A 1,585-nucleotide genomic window follows, 5' to 3' on the forward strand; every position below is an offset into this window, starting at 1 on the left:
ACGACGGCCCGCTGCCCGACAGGTTCAGCTCGATCGCCAATGGCGTCCCGACCGGACCGTTGCTCGAGGCCGGGGGAGGAAGCAGCGCATCCAGCGATCGCCGCCACGCCGTTGGAGCGGGCGGAGGCGGCGCGGGTTCGGTGCGCGTCTTTGTCACCCCCAGCTTGGTGACCCCTGCCGCCGCGATCACGATTGCCCCGACGTGCTTGCAGTTCACCCGCATGGGGCAGCTACAGAACCCCCCTTCGACACTGCAGCCGTCGCTGTCGACCGGGGAAAGCTGCACCGTCGTAATGTAGGTGTGGCCTTGGCTGCCAAGGACATTGCCGACGAGGTTGTGAACGTCGGCGTCCCACAGGCAACGCTGCACCCGCCCCTCCCGCGCATAGGCCATGCCGCGGCGATAGGCGCCGGCACCGAGCAGATCCAGCGCGCTGTCGAGGTCGATTGAGGGATACATCAGCGACTGCACGCCCGCACGGTAACCGCCCGGTCCGACATGAATTCCGCAACCACGCCGCGCCACCGCCGAAAGTGGTGCTGATGAGGTTTCAGAGCCTGCTGGTGCGCGCTCAGCCTGGGCGCGACGCCGTCAGCCGTTCCAAATCCGCAGCGGGGTGCAGGTGGCGAGGCGGTCAAAGTCCGCGTCCGCGTGCAGCAGCGGAACACCCGTGCGCACACACGGAGCCGCGATCAAGCAGTTGAGGGTTTTCCGGATAGTCGCACCGGCACGTCGCGCCGCCCGATACAGCTTGGCCGCCAGCACAAAATCGTCGAGTTCCGCCAAACGAAGGATGGGGAGCGTCTGGATCGACGTCCTGAACGACACTCCCGCGCCACAGGCCAAGGGGCGGACTCAACGATGCCACCCGACGTAACGTGATGTCATGCGAACCCAGATCACGCTCAACAAGCAGGAGCTCGAGCTACTGGATCGCGCGGCCAGGGTAAGCGGCGCGTCCCGGTCAGAACTGATCCGTCGGGCAATTCACACCGCTTACGGAAGCCGGAGCAAAACAGAGCGGACGGCGGCTCTGCAACGAAGCGCCGGCACGTGGCGGGGGCGGGACTTTACCGGCGCCGACTATGTCGACGCCGTTCGCGACAACCTCGACGATCGCTTGAGCAGGCTCGGTTTGACGTGAAGCTGGTTGACACCGCCGTCGGCGTCGACCACTTGCGGGGAGTAACCGCGGCTGTCGAACTACTCACGGGGCTGACCGAAGCCGGCCAAGACTTGATCGCAAGCGAGCTGGTCCGATTCGAACTCTCGGCGGGTGTCCGAAACAAAGAACTCACCGCTCTCGAGGAATTCTGCTCTGCCCTCCCTGTTAGCCATAGGTAGCAGGCTGCGGCCCGGCATAGGTCGTGGAAGTATCCCGGTATGCGATCAACCGTCATACGGGTCGGCGTGCTGCTGACCGCGCTGATGCTGATCACCTCGTGTGGCGGCAATGATCAGCCTGCCGACCCGGTGAAAAAGCCTGTGGCGCCCGGCTTGTCGCAGTCCGAGGCCACCGACATCGCGACCGAGGCGTACACCTACGCCTATCCACTCGTCACGATGGAATACACCCGACGCAGC

At 65.1% G+C, this 1,585-nt stretch carries 3 protein-coding genes; 2 read left to right on the forward strand and 1 reads right to left on the reverse strand.

What is annotated here, in order from left to right:
- The coding region (locus AC2VOG_RS01540; RefSeq protein ID WP_486938156.1) for an SWIM zinc finger family protein at window positions 1–472 on the reverse strand (472 nt) is incomplete at its 3' end.
- Between the two features lie 415 nt (window positions 473–887).
- On the opposite strand from AC2VOG_RS01540, the gene AC2VOG_RS01545 reads away from it, so the two are divergent.
- Both AC2VOG_RS01545 and AC2VOG_RS01550 read left to right on the forward strand, forming a co-directional pair.
- Complete coding sequence (locus AC2VOG_RS01545) at window positions 888–1,145, forward strand: ribbon-helix-helix domain-containing protein (protein WP_486938157.1); 258 nt, start codon at window positions 888–890, stop codon at window positions 1,143–1,145.
- 239 nt (window positions 1,146–1,384) lie between these two features.
- On the forward strand, window positions 1,385–1,585 hold a 201-nt coding region (locus AC2VOG_RS01550; RefSeq protein WP_486938158.1), incomplete at its 3' end, for a hypothetical protein.

It is taken from the genome of Mycobacterium sp. TH-M11 (assembly GCF_057473725.1).

Coding starts and splice junctions, on each gene's coding strand:
- AC2VOG_RS01545 (WP_486938157.1), top strand. CDS start 888: ATGCGAACCCAGATCACGCTCAACAAGCAGGAGCTCGAGCTACTGGAT.